General features: G+C 67.5%; 17 protein-coding genes, 1 other RNA gene and 1 pseudogene. 1 reads left to right on the top strand and 18 read right to left on the bottom strand.

The window, feature by feature from the left end:
• Window positions 1-184: 184 nt before the first annotated feature.
• Window positions 185-631 (top strand): hypothetical protein, encoded by a 447-nt coding sequence (locus tag ACWF94_RS16460; protein ID WP_453488080.1) that lies wholly within the window; start codon window positions 185-187, stop codon window positions 629-631.
• Between the two features lie 71 nt (window positions 632-702).
• On the opposite strand, the gene ACWF94_RS16455 is transcribed toward ACWF94_RS16460, so the two are convergent.
• The 18 genes and pseudogenes from ACWF94_RS16455 to ACWF94_RS16370 form a co-directional block, all read right to left on the bottom strand.
• A complete protein-coding gene (locus ACWF94_RS16455) occupies window positions 703-1032 on the bottom strand; it encodes a hypothetical protein (RefSeq protein ID WP_453488078.1) in 330 nt (109 codons plus the stop codon).
• A gap of 152 nt (window positions 1033-1184) precedes the next feature.
• Window positions 1185-1451: a hypothetical protein gene (locus tag ACWF94_RS16450; RefSeq protein WP_453488076.1), complete on the bottom strand. Its 267-nt coding sequence runs from the start codon at window positions 1449-1451 to the stop codon at window positions 1185-1187.
• A 240-nt stretch (window positions 1452-1691) separates the two neighbouring features.
• Entirely contained in the window at window positions 1692-2420 is a 729-nt protein-coding gene (locus ACWF94_RS16445; protein WP_453488074.1) for a hypothetical protein, read from the bottom strand.
• A gap of 94 nt (window positions 2421-2514) precedes the next feature.
• Entirely contained in the window at window positions 2515-2979 is a 465-nt protein-coding gene (locus ACWF94_RS16440; RefSeq protein WP_453488072.1) for a hypothetical protein, read from the bottom strand.
• A 184-nt stretch (window positions 2980-3163) separates the two neighbouring features.
• On the bottom strand, window positions 3164-3883 hold the full coding sequence (locus ACWF94_RS16435) for a hypothetical protein (protein ID WP_453488070.1): 720 nt from the start codon (window positions 3881-3883) through the stop codon (window positions 3164-3166).
• Between the two features lie 106 nt (window positions 3884-3989).
• Entirely contained in the window at window positions 3990-4265 is a 276-nt protein-coding gene (locus ACWF94_RS16430) for a hypothetical protein (protein ID WP_453488068.1), read from the bottom strand.
• A gap of 156 nt (window positions 4266-4421) precedes the next feature.
• Window positions 4422-5222 (bottom strand): hypothetical protein, encoded by an 801-nt coding sequence (locus ACWF94_RS16425; protein WP_453488066.1) that lies wholly within the window; start codon window positions 5220-5222, stop codon window positions 4422-4424.
• 27 nt (window positions 5223-5249) lie between these two features.
• An RNA gene (locus ACWF94_RS16420) (hammerhead ribozyme type II) lies at window positions 5250-5316 on the bottom strand.
• An 85-nt stretch (window positions 5317-5401) separates the two neighbouring features.
• Window positions 5402-5656 carry a hypothetical protein gene (locus tag ACWF94_RS16415; RefSeq protein ID WP_453488064.1) on the bottom strand — a complete coding sequence of 85 codons (255 nt, stop codon included), beginning with the start codon at window positions 5654-5656 and terminating at the stop codon, window positions 5402-5404.
• Between the two features lie 57 nt (window positions 5657-5713).
• A complete protein-coding gene (locus tag ACWF94_RS16410; RefSeq protein WP_453488062.1) occupies window positions 5714-6064 on the bottom strand; it encodes a hypothetical protein in 351 nt (116 codons plus the stop codon).
• Between the two features lie 390 nt (window positions 6065-6454).
• On the bottom strand, window positions 6455-7336 hold the full coding sequence (locus ACWF94_RS16405; protein WP_453488060.1) for a hypothetical protein: 882 nt from the start codon (window positions 7334-7336) through the stop codon (window positions 6455-6457).
• 264 nt (window positions 7337-7600) lie between these two features.
• Entirely contained in the window at window positions 7601-7750 is a 150-nt protein-coding gene (locus tag ACWF94_RS16400; RefSeq protein WP_453488058.1) for a hypothetical protein, read from the bottom strand.
• A gap of 71 nt (window positions 7751-7821) precedes the next feature.
• Window positions 7822-8772, bottom strand: coding sequence for a magnesium chelatase domain-containing protein (locus tag ACWF94_RS16395; RefSeq protein ID WP_453488057.1), 951 nt, complete (start codon window positions 8770-8772; stop codon window positions 7822-7824).
• A 217-nt stretch (window positions 8773-8989) separates the two neighbouring features.
• Window positions 8990-9313 (bottom strand): hypothetical protein, encoded by a 324-nt coding sequence (locus ACWF94_RS16390; RefSeq protein ID WP_453488055.1) that lies wholly within the window; start codon window positions 9311-9313, stop codon window positions 8990-8992.
• Between the two features lie 61 nt (window positions 9314-9374).
• Complete coding sequence (locus tag ACWF94_RS16385; RefSeq protein WP_453488053.1) at window positions 9375-9902, bottom strand: DUF6884 domain-containing protein; 528 nt, start codon at window positions 9900-9902, stop codon at window positions 9375-9377.
• Between the two features lie 98 nt (window positions 9903-10000).
• Window positions 10001-11401: an AbiJ-related protein gene (locus ACWF94_RS16380; protein ID WP_453488051.1), complete on the bottom strand. Its 1401-nt coding sequence runs from the start codon at window positions 11399-11401 to the stop codon at window positions 10001-10003.
• 92 nt (window positions 11402-11493) lie between these two features.
• A pseudogene (locus tag ACWF94_RS16375) lies at window positions 11494-11862 on the bottom strand (MFS transporter); the annotation flags it as partial.
• A gap of 43 nt (window positions 11863-11905) precedes the next feature.
• Window positions 11906-13216: a hypothetical protein gene (locus tag ACWF94_RS16370; RefSeq protein WP_453488049.1), complete on the bottom strand. Its 1311-nt coding sequence runs from the start codon at window positions 13214-13216 to the stop codon at window positions 11906-11908.
• Between the last annotated feature and the right edge of the window lie 234 nt (window positions 13217-13450).

Raw genomic sequence — 13450 nt, 5'->3', positions numbered from 1 at the left:
CTCCTGAGCGTGCCTGTGGACAACCGCGTCTTTCCGTTTTCCACAGGAAGATCACTACGGCGAGACAGTCGAGAGGCCCGCCCGGCGCACGCCTGCGGTCCCCGGCCGATTCCCAAGGGCGGCCGTATCATGGGGAGTTGCCCGGCTCGGAGCAGTCAGGCAACCGTCACCGGGGAGGAGACCCATGGCAGAGCGGAGAGGGGCGCGTACGGTTCGCGCACGGGAGAAGGCCCGTGCCCTGACCGCGGAAAGAAGGCAACGCGAGCATCAGCTGGAGGACCTGGCCACCCGCTGGTTCGAGACGGAAGAGCAGATAGCCGATATCAGCAGCGCTGCCCAGCAGAAGATCGACAAGTATGCCGCGCGCGTCCGCAGCGAGGCAGACAGGGAGACAGGGAAACTGCGGGAGTCGATGACCGGGATCGTCGCCGACATGCTGGAGCGCGCGGGGGTCCGGTCCGTGGCCGAGCGCCTCGGTATTCCGGAAGCCGTGGTCCGTGAAGCCAAGGCATCGCTGGGCCCCGCCAGTGAGCCTGCGGATTCCCCACCGCCCCCAGAACTCGCTAGCGGGCCGCCGCCTGGGTCGGTAGCGGGCGCCACGGCAGGGGTGGGGCGGAAGCCCACGGTATGAATGAGCGAGCCCGCCTGAGGCTGCCGACCTGGACGGCCCTTCCCGGATCGGGAGCCGCACGACGCTCCCGGCTAGCGGGGACCGCCTGCGGGCGGAGGCGTTACCCACGACTGAGGGGAGAGCTGAGCTGGAGCGGCGACGGCTGCCGCAGTCTGCTGTGCGGGCTGTGCCGGCTGGACACCGGGATGGGCCGGCTGCCGTACCCACCAGACCTTGGTTCCCGCAGGGACCTCGGTCCGCCAGGGCTGATCCGCACTGAAGAGAATCCACAGCTGCTGACCGTCGCGGGTGACCCGTTCGTAGCGCGCCAGCCTGAATCCCACGACGGTGCCGCGGGTCTCCAGCTCCATTGCCAGGCCGATCCAGCTGGGATTCAGCTCCTCGATCGGCCTCTCATCCATCCCGTCCCGTGTCATGAACTCCCCTTCCGTCAGTCTGCAGTGGACCTTCGCCTGTTGCGACGGTACCCGGGGCGGTGGCGGTTGCGGAGAACCAAAGGTGCCTGGGCCGACGCTGGGGGGCGTCGGCCGAGGCACTGGTCTGGCAGGGAACGCTAGCGGCCCGGTGCGAGGGATGCGGCGAACGGGGTGATGGCGGCGACAGCGGCGAGGCTGTCGTTCTCCACGTCTGTGCTGTCGATGTCGTACACGGCGCTGGTATGGATGTCGTCGCCCGGCTGCGTGTAGTGCAGCACCTTCCAGCCTCGGTGGTCTTCGGGGGCGTAGGCGGTGCTGCCGTCTTCGTCCGTGATACGGAACTCGGTGCTGTCGGGCAAGGGAACGATGAGCACGTTTCCCTGCGTGTCAGGGATGTCGATCATCGATAGGGCTCCCAGGCAGGGGCGATGTGGTAGGTGATGCCTGCTCGATCCGTCGCGGCGCGCAGGCTCTGCCCGGCAGTGCCGTCAGTGTCGGGAATGGTCAAGGCGGATGTCCTTCCGGATGTGTGAGGAGGGGTGCCGCCCAAACCGGGCATGGCGCTCCCCAAGGGTGGGGCTCGTGAGCCGAGGGTTCCGTGGTCGGTCCGTCGGGCGGGCAGACGACGGAACCGTGCGGGGTGATCAGATGCGGAACCTGTGCTCACCGCGGTTGTCGGCCTCGAAGAGCATGTGCTCGTCCGCCCTGTGCTCGTTCTCCACGTGCATGTACAGGACGTGTCCGGGCCGCTCGCGGATCACGACATTGACCCCGAAGACCTCGGCGACGTAGGTGTCGCTGAACAGCCCCTCGGCCGGGTCACGGTCATAGACGCGGAACGCCCCGTTCCTGAGCGTGACACTCGTCGGCGGCAAGGCGGTGCGGTCGTCCGCGGGCCGCGATACGGGCGGCAGGGTGAAGGTGAGATTGTACGGCGGTTGCGCGCCGCGCTCGGTGCTGTCCGATTTCTCTATGCGCCAGGGGCGACCTGAGCCCGCTCCACTGCTCGCGTCGACGTGCCAGTCGGCTTCAAGCAGGAGGTCGAGTGCGATCTCAACTTCCTCGCTGAGCCGGGGAGGCGCTGTGTCGTCGTGGGCTACGAGGGAGGTGCCTTCGGTGTCCTCGACGCGAAGGAAGCGCGGGGGCTTCGCCTTGTGCCAGTTGTTCACTGTGCAGTCGAAGACGACCTGGTGCGCGGTGGGCCACTGCTTCCTGATGACCTCTGCTGTCATGAACAGGAAACCTTCGGCCAGATCGCGCCGCGCCTGCCGGAACTCCAGGTGCCGGAACTTGAGGTAGTCCATGGGCGAGACATACGGGTCGGGCACGCCTCCAGTCGGACGGTCTTGAGGGTCGATGAGTTCGCTGGCCACGAGGTTCTCCTCGGTTCGGGTGGTGGAGCCGACCAGGGACTTGCCCTATCCCTGGACAGCGGTCGTTCTGCCCCGTGGGTGCTCGGAGAGATGGTCAGGTCTGGTAGTGGTGCAGGGTGACCGCGTAAGCCTCCGCGCGGCCGTAGAGGTAGAAGTCGTCCGACTCTCCGGAGGGTGGCGTCGTCGCGTACTCCTGCGCACCCTGGGCTATAGCTCGCTGCGCGTCGTCCGCCACGCTGGTGAAGGGGCACCAGTCCGCCCAGGCCCACGGCCCTCCAACGGCGTACCGGCCGTGCGCGTCGGGCGGAATGGCTTCGGTGCCGCCGGTGCCGTCGTACTCCGGCAGCCAGCGGAGCCGGAGTGTGTCACCCTCCCACGCGGCGGTGAGACCGGACTCCTCTGCGCTGAGGTTGTTGATGATCTGCTGGGCCGTACGGCGGGTGAACAGGATCCGGTAGATTCCGTTTCGGGTGTGGTGCAGGGGGAGGCCGACGTAAGGGCCCCAAACGCTTCCGGCGAAGGCGACGACCCGTATTTCGGGGGCGGCGTTCTGTTTCATGACTCTTTGCCTTCCGAGTTGACTTCGGACAGGTCGGACACGGTGGTGTCCGGTGGCCACGGCAGGGCTCGAACCTGCGTACCAGGGGCGCTACTCCCTCACCTGCCGACTCGCGTGGCCTGCGAACCGTTCACGGCGAACTCCGCTGGGCTGAAGCGCGCGTGAACGGTTCGTTCCTGTGCTGTCAGGTAGTCCTCGGCTGACGGTATTTCTCGCACCGGTTCCCCCAGCGCCGTTGGGGGTCGTGCTCGGATTTGCGGTACCCGCACTCGGCACACGCAGCACCCCACTGCGTGGGGGCGGGGACGGGGGCTGCGGTGTACTCGTCTCCTGGTTGCCAGGAGCCGCCGGGCGCGAACCGTAGGGTGCCGTCGGGCATGAGCAGTGCCCATCCGTCCGGCCAGTCGATGGGGCCGGGCCTGAGGGTGTCGGTAACCGCCTCGCGTACGGCGTTCTGCGACCACATCTGCGGCTGTCGGCCGTGTTCGGTCACCTGGTAGGCGGCTGCGGTGACGCATCGGTCGGGGTGGACGATGATCAGTCCGGAGGTGCGGTCCGGTGTGAGGGTAATCGCGTTGTGCCGTATCGTCTGGCGGTAGTGGATCGTGTCGTCCTCTGTGATGCTGGCCTGGCAGGACAGCCAGAAGCCGAGGGAGCCCCGAAGGAATCCCCGCACCTCCTTGCCGGTCACTGCGCGCCTGCCGTATCCGATGCATTCGCCGACCCTGAAGCCGTCTTCGTAGCGGCCGATGGTCTGGGTGTAGGTGGCGTGGATACGGGCGTCGGTTGTAATGATTCGCTCGCGGGAAGGTCCCTCGTGCCAGGCCGGTAGCGGGTGATTCTTGACCTCGATGCCGGGCAGCGGATTTCCCGGCTGGACTGGTGATTCTGCGTTCTGGGACATGCCGGCTCGCTCCGTGGTTCTGGTGTTTGAGAGGTGCGGGGCTTGCTTCTGCATCGACCCGCGCGGTAGGTGGACCGAGGTCCGGTCCACCCAGCGTGCGGGGATCTCAGAACAACGGCTCGGCGTTCCACAGCGGTGCAGGTTCGGGACCGTCCTTGGCCGTGATCAACTCGCGTCGGAGGGTCGCGCGCTCCGTTCTGGTCAACGGGCGGACACCCGCCTCCGTCAGGAATCGGTTCACGGTGGCGAGAAGGTCTGCCGGGTGGGTGTAGGTCTCGATGAGACCGTGGATACCGGCTGGATCACCGTCTTTCCAGAGCTGCACCGCGAAGTTGCGGAGAACCGGGTCGAACACGGGGACAAGCCGAACGGTGTCACTCATGGGGATGTCTTTGCCCTGAGGCATAGGTGCCCTCCTTGATTTGGTGGTGGAGTCGACAGCCGGGGGCTCGCCCTACCCCCATATCGTCATAGGTAAATCTATCGTTATATGTTAAGGGCGTCAACCCTGTCTCCCATGCCTGGGCCCGGTGGGCGGTCAGGTGAAGGTGACCGTGCCGTCATGCAGGTTCACCCTGCCGAACGGGTGCCTCGCCGCCGACATGTGCAGACGCTCGCGTACCGCCTGCGGTATCTCCGTGAGTCCGCGGAACGAACGGGACTCGATGCCCTCGCTGCCGCGCATGGACATCCAGAACGCCTCCCCGGCGCTGGCCGGAGGGATCCCGGCCAGCGCGGCGGCGTTGCCGCTGATGAACGCGTCACAGGTGTCCGTGAAGCGGTCCCGCTGCCCCCTTGCGACGCTGTTCACATCAAGACTCAGGGCCTCGACCTCTTCCCACTCCCGCCCGGGTGTGGCGTCGGGATCGTCGGGTGCGGACTGGGCTTCGAACCAGGTAGCTTCGCGAAGTACACCCGCGTAGAACGCGTGCCGGTATGCCGCCCTCGCGCCGGGGTGAACCGCAGCCTCCAGCCATGGCCAGTACCGCGCGCCGACGGCGTACCGGCCCGTCTCGTCCGGTTCCACCACCTTCACCGCGGCGGCGGGCCCCTCAGCGGCCACCTGGGCCCAGCTGATGTGCAGGACCAGTGCGGCCGTCTGCGGTTTGTCCTCGTCGGCCGCAGCCGACGGCGCAGGGGCCTCAACGACGCGGATCTCGTCCCGGCCTGCGCCGCCCGTGCGCTCGCTCGCGGCTCGGCACCCCTCGGCTATGGCTTTGACGGTTGCCAGGCTGAAGACGGGCATCAGGTATCCGTTCCATCGGGCGGACCTGTCGGCCGCCGCCTCGTAGACGGTCGTACCGTCCACGGTGACAAACACCTTCTCCATGCTTCCCACGGAATTCCTCTCCTTCGTCGCCGAATCGGGCGGCTGCCGTCATCAGGCCCCGGGAACCACCCCGGAACGACCCCCCATCGGAGGGGTTTCGGCATTTCAGTTGCCTCGGGTTCGCGGGAGGTCAGGCACCCGCTTCAGACTCACTCCGTGTTCCCCCATCACCGTGTTCCGGGTGGGAATCAGGCAACGAGGATTCCCATGGCCTTGACGAGGCGCACCGCCTGGCGAGCCGCCGCCCTCGTCCCCGCGCCGGGCCAGTAGCCAGCCACGACCTCTTCCCTCTCGTAGTAGATGGCCCACGCCCACCCCTCCCCGAACACGTTCGTCAGTTCCAGGTGAGCCCACGGGGAGATCCTGACCGCGGCTGCCCAGCAATTCGAGCCGGTACTGATCACCTCCGCGCTCAACCCGGCGCGAATGAGTTTCCGTGTCATGCGAGGCGCACCGTCCTGCTTCATTCTTCTTCTTTTCCTCTGATGTCGTTTGCATGGTCACCGTGCATCCAGCAGGACGAATCCATGGGGGGTTTTCAGGAAATCGGTCATACCGGCCTTGCGGAGGTCGGCGGTCACGTTCTCCCATGAAACGTTCTCGTTGGCTGGAATGTCGCTGAGATCCAGATGGAGGCGGCCCGCCTCGTAGCCGCGCTGTACGGCGTCTGCCGCACTGGTGCCGATGCAGAGGAAGCGCTCGGTGACATCCCGGAGAACGGCGTGGAGTTCCTCGGGGCACTCGGCGAGCAGTCCCTGCCGGTGGCGCCGGACCGCGATCCACGACAAAGCCCTGGCCGTACGGTCGGTGCCATCGTGCAGGGAAGCGCCTTCTGGGGGTTGCTGCTGCAAAGCGGGTTCCTTCCTGGTGGTGGAGTGGGTGGCGGGGGCTTGCCCTGCCCCGCCCTTACGTAGGTAAATCTATCGAATATGGGCAGGGAAAACAACCCACCAACCACCACCAAGTCCACACACCGGACGACCCCACTCCCGTACCCCTCAACAGCCAGCCCGCACCCGGCAAACCACCCCCACCCCCACCCCCCTGCCCCGCAAACACCACCCCCCTCCCCTCCCGGCAAAAAGAAAACCGAGGGGCCGCCGGACGAAGCGCAAGAGAGAGCGGCAACTATTTTCACCGCGACGAAGGAGCGGAGAAAAAAGATGCCGAACGACCTTGCGCACAGTCCGCCGCAGCCCCTCACACTCAACCAGCCGGGAGAAACCACCCACACCCAACCATCACGAACCACCACCCACCAGGCCCTCGACGTCGGCGCGGCGGAAGTACCGGGTGGCTCCCACAATGAGGACGCCATTCGGCGCGGTCTTGCGCTTGAGCAGGGTCTTCACGCGTTCGCGCCGCTGTGCGGGGGTCAGCTTCTGCCCGCCGGGGAGAAGTTTGGCGATCTCCGTTTGCGGGATGAGCCCGTGCTCCGGCATGACCGCGTCTGCGGCCTGCGACAGGTACCGGGCTGCGACCGCCCGCCCTACTCCGAGTCGCTCGGCAACGGTGTCCGCCGTCAGGTCCTGGCCAGTGACGACGGCGGTCCGCAGCAGGTTGCAGACTTCGGCGACCCGTCCGCTCGGGGGCTGAGCCCCGGCCTGCGCTCCGTCCTTCTTGGCGCCCTTGTCCGCGTATCCGGGGCGCTCGGCGTCGTACCAGGTGAACCACTTCGCGACCTCTGCCGCATCGCGTTTGCGGTCGTCTCCGGCAGGCGGGAACGGCCGCTCGGGATGAGCGGCGTACGCCCTGCCGAGATTGCTGATGGCTCCTGGTGTCACGCCGCGCAGGCGGGCGATGTCGGACCAGCGCCACCGCTCGCCCGGAGCGTGACTCAGCGGGTGAGGGGCGGCGGCCAGCCGGGGACCGGAACGCCGGTCGGCAGCCTCCGATGCTCCGAAGAGCTTGCTGCGAGCCCACTCCACACCAGTTGCCTTCTCGATGAGCTGGCTGCTGCGCGGCCCGGTCCGTGTCTTCTCCTCGGGGATCGGATCGGCAGCGAGCCAGTTCCTCAAGGTCTTCGCCGATACGCCGGCGAGGTGCTCCAGTTGCTTGCGGGTGATCCAGTCCTCTTCCAGGTCGGCAAGCCGCTGGTCGAATTGCGTCTTCGTGGTCGTCACGGTGTCATCCTGTCGCATCGCGAAGTCGTAGACTCATGGGCGTCATCAACCGAGCCGCCGGGTTACCGGCATCCTTGGCTGGTGGTGGAGATGGGGGCGGCGGTTTGCCCGAGCCAGCACGTTCCGGCGGGGCTGGCACGAACCTCGGTTCGTATCGCCGCCCTCACGCCGGGTCGGGGAGCGCCCTTGCGGGCACCCCCCGACCTGGTGCAAGCAGGTTTCAGAACCCGAGACTCCTCAGGTACGCGTCCGTTGCTTCGTCGCCTAGTCCGTGACCTTGGTGTGCGCGGGGGTGTCCTCGCGGAACTCGCCGGGGACGGTGAACAGGTAGCCGCACTCCGCGAACGGCAGGTGGGTCATGAACCGCTCGGGGCCGTACGCGGTGAACTGGATCTGATCAGTGGTGGCGCTCATGGTTGAGGGGCCCTTCCGTTACGAATTCGGGTGGTGGTGGAGGGGAGCGTCGGGCCCGCCCGGCGCTGGGCTCAGAACGGGGCGTTCTCCAGGCAGGCCGGGCACAGGCCCTCGCTGGTGGGCGTGCACGGCTGGTGCGGTTCGGCGTCCATGTCCGGGACGCAGTGGGCGCAGCCCTCCGGGTGGTGCCGGTGGCCGGTCAGGACCGCCAGGGCCTCGTCGAGCGAGCCGACTCCGATCACCCGGACACCCGTGGTGGCCGCGTCGTCGACGGCCGCGGTGGGCACGAGGACCGTGGTGCTGCCGCCTGCGACGGCCGTACGGACCACGTTGGTCAGGTCGTACGGAACGCGCAGCGATCCGTCCAGGCCCAGTTCGCCGACGAGGGTGGCACCGGCGAGGCAGTCGCCGGAGAACTGGCCGGCCGCCGCGAGGACCGAGCAGGCGATGGCGAAGTCCAGGCCGCTGGTGCCGACGCTGCTCCCGTCCTTCCCGTTGATCAGGGAGATCCGGACGAGCACGTTCGCCATCGGCCAATCCAAGCCGCTGTTGATGACGCCCGCGCGTACACGGTCCCTGGTCTCGTTCGGGGACCGGATGGGCAGACCGTCCACGTTGAACATCGGGGTGCCGGGCGTGCTGCTGGCGACGATCCGGTATCCGCTGTCCCGGGTGGCCGACAGAGTGTGCGCGCGGCCGAACGGCTCGGGCTCCTCGGTGGCCGACTGGGCGGGGGCGTCCGCCTCGTAGCTCTCCATCTGGCTGTCCGGGCTCAGTGCGTAGTCGTCGAGGCCGGAGCGCTCGGCCAGCTCCTTGACGTGCTGGTCGACGGCCGCGCGTGCGCTCGTGGCGAACACCGTCGAGCAGTCGCCGAAGGCGTCGAAGACGTCCATGCCGATCTCTTCGAGCGCGTTGGCGCGCTTCGTGGCGTCGGTCGGCGCGGGGGCCACGTCCCACAGGGTGAAGCTGACGCCGGTGTCCTGGCCGACGATGATGAACTCGCGAGTCTCGGTGGTGCTCATGAGGGGGACGTCCTTTCGTTCCGGGCCGGGGTGGGTCACTGGTCGCCGGTGCTGGTGCAGTGGGCCAGGTAACGGTCGACGATGGCGAGTGCCGCCAGGGCCTTCTTGTCGGTTCCGGTTTCGGGGGACATGGCTTCCATACCTTCCGCGGTGGTGGAGTGCAGCCCCGTGCGCGGCTTGCCCTGCCGCGCACGGGGAGGGATTCGAGTGGTTGCCGTCAGAACGGGGCGCCGTCGTCCTTGAGCAGGCTCACCGGCCACTGCGGGGGGACGTACTCGCGGTCCTCGGCCCAGATATAGAAGTCCGGGTCGCTGTTGAACCAGGTGGCTTCCGCTTCGTCGTCCGTGAGGAGAACCGTGTGAATCTGACCGGTGTCCTCGTTGCGCCTGCGGACGGCGAAACGGTAAGCGTGGCCAGTGCAGGTCTCGGGCTTCTCGTCCGCGAGGGAGCTGAAGCGGTACCCGCGGCCTCCGCAGTGGCCAGGACAGTTCCCCGGGTGATCCGGGCGGGGTGCAGGATCGGTCTCATCGTCGCTGAGCATGTGTTCCTCTCGTAGGGCCAGGGCATCTAGCCCCTCATTGATATAGGTAAATCTATCGAAACTAGCGAAGGTGGTCAAGCCTCTCCCCTCTGCGGCAGGCTTCTGCCCAGTGCGAGGCACGCACGGCGACAGCACCCGGAAGAGCCAGCCTCTTGAGCCGGTGGAGTTGCTCGCCGATGCCCGCGGTGCCCTCCAGCAGCGAGAGCACGCCGGGGAGAACCGCCTGTATCAGGTCGGCGTAGGCCCGGGCACCGAGGAACAGGACATCTGCGTCGGTGAGGCCGAGGTCGTGCACCTGGATGACGAGAACCTCGGGCTTCACCGCCCGCGCGTCCGTCAGCCGCACGTCGTAGGGAGAAAGCAGACGAGCCGGTGGGACGATCCCATGGAGTGCGGACAATATGAAGACCGAGCCGCCATCCGCGACGAGTGCGTCCGCCGCACGACGCAGGGCCTTGTGGTAGCTGCCGACGTACAACTCCGCGGCCGGTACGCGTCTCGTGCCGACATCCGCCTTACGCCCTCCGCAGGGGGAAGCGCGCGGGTTCGCGGAATCCTGCAGCCGAAGCTCACCAAACCTGTACGTCATATCCCTACTGCCGCGGCCCCTTGTGCGGGTTCGGGTCTGCCTACCGCCGCGTGCCGTGCTTCGCTGGGGTGTTGCCCTTCCGTACCGGGGCTTCAGCGTCAGCTGGTCCAGCCGTTTACGTCGAAGCGCTGGAAGAGGGCCGGAAGGAACTCCCGCAGGAGGCTCCGGGCGTGTTCGAGGTCCCTGAGTTCGTCGTGGCCGAACCGGAAGACCTCGTAACCTCTGAGTTTGAGGTCGCGGTCGGCAGCCACCATCTCCGCATATTTGGAGCTGTCGGGCACCTGACCGTCGTCTCGGGTGTAGTGCTGGGATCCGTCGACCTCGAAGACGACGCGCTGCCCGTGGGGCAGCAGGAGTAGGAAGTCCATGCGGGAGCGCAGTAGCGCTTCGGGGCCCCGCTCGCGGACGGTCTTGTGGTCCCAGTGAAGCCATACTTCAGGCAGGAGGGCCGGGAGGTCGTAGACGGCGGGCCCGAGGGTCTGATGGTAGAGCTCGAAGAGGTTACGCTGGCCAGGGGATTTGCCGGGCAGGCTGCGGCGGAGCCGGTGGTAGAGGTCTCTTTTGGCTTCGGCTTCGCTGAGGAGTTGGTGACTGTCCTGCCACCAGCTCTGGAGGTCTCGCCAGCGGATACCCTCTCCGGTGATCTGGCGGTCGTAGACGAGGACGTTGTCGGGGTCGCCCACGATTTCGATGTCGTTGTCCACTGCGGACAAGAAGCGGATGTCCGGCTTGGTGAGCGAGGCGAAGATGACGTTCTTCGGCCGTCGGTTGTCGGCGAGGCGGGTGGAGACCATGGTGAAGCGGGGGTAGCCACCGTCCGACCCGGTCTCGCGGAGTTCGATCCCTGCGTTGCGGATGTGCTGGTTGATTGTGGTCACGAGGTGACGCTGGGCGACCTCGTCGAGGAGGATGTCTGCGGATACCGCCTGCTCAAGGAACCGGGCGAATCGTGCGTCGCCGGCTTCGAACACTCCCAGGTGCTCGAAGAGGTCCTCGGCTGACCAGTCCTCCGGGTTGTGGAAGACGTGCTGTTGGATGCGGTGTCTCAAGCTCGGTGAGCGATTGGCGCTGGGGAGCAGCAGGTCAGCGAGGGATGCCTCTCGGTCGAGCACCCAGAAGCGCTCCAGGAGCGTCATAAAGCGGGCTTCGTTTCGGGCGATGTCGGTCAGGTCTAGGGCGCGTGCCAGCTCGCGGCGGACCCTCTTGGGTATCTCTGGCGGTGCAGTCTCCGTCCACACCAGGTCCTCTATCGCGTTGCGTTTGGCGGGGGTGAGGTTCCTTCGGGCGAGGATGTGTTGCGCAACGCGGGGTAGGTCGTCGTCAGATACCTGGGCGAGGCTGCGTTCGACCCGCTCGCGTTTCGACCCTTCGTCTTCGGGGGGCAGGCCCAGTTGGGCGAATGCTGTGTTGAGCGTGGCGTGGGTGTTCTCATCACCGAGGGGCGAGAGAACATCACTCACCAGTTCCCGAAGTGACGAGCGATCCCTGCGGTCGACCATCCGCCGATGATCCCAGAGCCGCGTCGCTCCGTCAGCGGTCTGCGCTGGCCGGGCGACGAACCGGGCTCATCTTGGGGAAACGCGGGGCGCTGTCAACGATAGGGTGCTTGGCGGTCTGCTGCGCCGGTGGCTGTCCATGGTGCGACGAGCGCGGCAGCCATGGAGATAGCTGCAAGGAGACCGAAGAGGCGGTCGTAGCCGCCGAGGGGAGCGGCGAGGGCGGCGCCGACGAACGGGGCGAGTGCCGTTGCGGCGGTGGTAGGGGCGGCGAGCAGTCCGGACAGGTGGCCGTAGTGGGTTGTGCCCCAGCGGTCGGTGACCGCAGTGGCCTGGAGGAGCGTGAGGTTGCCGCGGATCATCCCGGCGATGATGGCGAGGGCAACCAGCAGCGGGTAGGGGCCCGGGATTGCTGCGAGGGCTGCCGTGGTGGCACCGCCGCAGGCGATGAAGCCGCCCGGGCGTGTATTGCCGCACGGAGGGGGTCACGCAAGGGCGGCGCCAGGGTCAGTTCGGGGTGAGGTTGCGGTTCCAGAGCTGGTCGAATGCGATGACCTCTTCGGGTGTGAGGTCGCTGGGGCCTTGGATGCGGGCCATCGTGGTGTCCCAGGGACGACGGCCGCTGTAGTTGGGGGTAAGCAGCACGCCGACGGTGGCGAGGTCGTCCGGGCGGCCCGTGCGCTCGGCGACTTCGTGGTGTCGCAGCATCACGTACCAGCGGAAGCCTTCTTGGACGTGGGTGTCGAACTGACTGGCGCAGGCGTACAGCGTCTGGCGGGTGGCGGCGGCGCTCAGCTGGCGGCGGAACCGCCACTTGATGTCACCTTCGGGGACCTGCGCGACGTCGTCCAGCATGTCCAGCAGCAGTTGCCCCCATTCTGCCCGTACGCCGACTGGCAGCCGGTCCAGGTCGGCGAGCACGGTGAGGCGGGCCGCCTCGCCGGCGCCTTCAGGGAGGGGGCTGGTGGCGATGTCCTCCATCACCATGCGGGTGACCAGGTGGGCTCGGTTGCCTCCGGCACCGACGGGTGCCTGCGGTAGTAGTGGGGTGGAGAAGAGTGTGCCGCCGGGGCCTACAAGTTCGGTGTCGACTTCTCCCGGGGGTGCGTCGGCGTCTGCGGCGGCGAACTCGTAGTAGCGCACCGGCTCGTCCCCCAGCGCGATGGCGGGTTCGTCGGCGGCGCGGAAGAGGTAGTCGAGCACCGCGGTGGTGGAGCGCAGGTGGTCGAAGAGGAAGTCCCAGTCCCTGCGGGTCAAGGCGATGGCGGGCATGCCGACCGGCTCCCAGCGTGCGACGGTACTGGCCGGCACCTGGTCGTGGTCCAGGAGGAAGACGGCGATCCACTCGTAGGCGTTGCCGTCGATCGGCAGCGTACGGTCGCGGCCGTTGACCATGTTGGCTGGCAGCAGCCGCAGGTGCCGCACGGTGCCCTTGGCCTGGCTCATGGCCTTGGCAGCAACCTTCTGGATCCAGGCGCGTTCCTGATCGTCCGCTTTAGGCGCGATAGTGCGGGCCTTGATCTGCACGACAGCTCCGCGCCGTCCCGACAGCAGCAGCCGGTCACCCAGTTCGCGTCGCCCGGAGCCCTTGGCGACCTGCGCGGGCTGGAAGACGAAGTCGGGCATGCCCCAGGTGGCCGCGGCCGTGTGGGCGGCGGTCTCGGCTCCGGAGCCGTGGTCGACACCGGTGGGCAGGGGAAGCGCCGGGGGGATACGGCGGACGTACGGGCCGTTGGCGGTCTCCACGATCAGGGTCAAGGCGTTGGTGTCACCGCCCGGCCGCGGGCGGTGACGGGGAGATGGGGGCTGGGCGGTCATACCGCTCATTGAACGCAGACCGGTGGCTCGGTCGCCAAGGGATTTGCCGATCTGCCTGCGCCCAGGGGCCGAGGGCGGGTGGTCAGCGGCGGTGACGATGATTGCGGTTGATTCCATGCCGTGGGATGCGGCTGTGGGAACCACTGAGCACTCCTCAGTTCGGAGGTGATCGGGGCGCGGGGGGGGGGGGGGGGGGCGGCCGCGCCCCCCCCCCCGGGGCCACCCCCCAGCCGC

The sequence above is a fragment of the Streptomyces sp. NPDC055078 genome (assembly GCF_053607985.1).
Note: the sequence above shows the minus strand (reverse complement) of the source record. Positions and strands in the feature narration are given on the sequence as shown.